General features: G+C 63.5%; 1 protein-coding gene. It reads right to left on the reverse strand.

From position 1 onward, the window contains the following. Positions 1-469, reverse strand: a 469-nt coding sequence (locus BHQ18_RS28865; protein ID WP_131815755.1) for a DUF222 domain-containing protein, incomplete at both ends; no start/stop codon positions are given.

Genomic DNA, 469 nt, shown 5'->3' on the forward strand with positions numbered 1-469 from the left:
CCCGATGCGAAGCCAACGCGGCATCGACTTTGGCCGCCTCCAGATTGGGCACCGTGATGCGATACGTCGTGTAATTGTCGCCGGTGCTCTTCGAAAACGACCGCTTGAACTCCGGTTCGGGCTCGCGATCGGGTTCGGGCTTGGTTTCCAGACTCAGTGCCTTGCGGATCTGGCGCACCGTGGCCACCGCCGCGAAATCAGCATAGTGCTCATCAGAGCCCTGCCCGGCATGCTGGGCGATCACCCCAACCTGATCCAGCGACAGCCGCCCCTGGCGCATCTCGGAGGTGCAGCGCGGGAATTCATCGTAACGACCGGCGATCGCGGCCACGTTGCCCGCGTTGGCTTCGGACATGCCCAACCTCCAGGCCACCAAAGCCTTGAGCGACTTGACCCCGGGGGCGGCGCCCAACAATCCGTCACGATCGATCTCGGCGACAATCTCCACGACCTGAGCATCGATGGCGTT

Source organism: Mycolicibacterium flavescens, from assembly GCF_001722335.1.
GTDB classification, from domain to species: Bacteria; Actinomycetota; Actinomycetes; order Mycobacteriales; family Mycobacteriaceae; genus Mycobacterium; species Mycobacterium flavescens.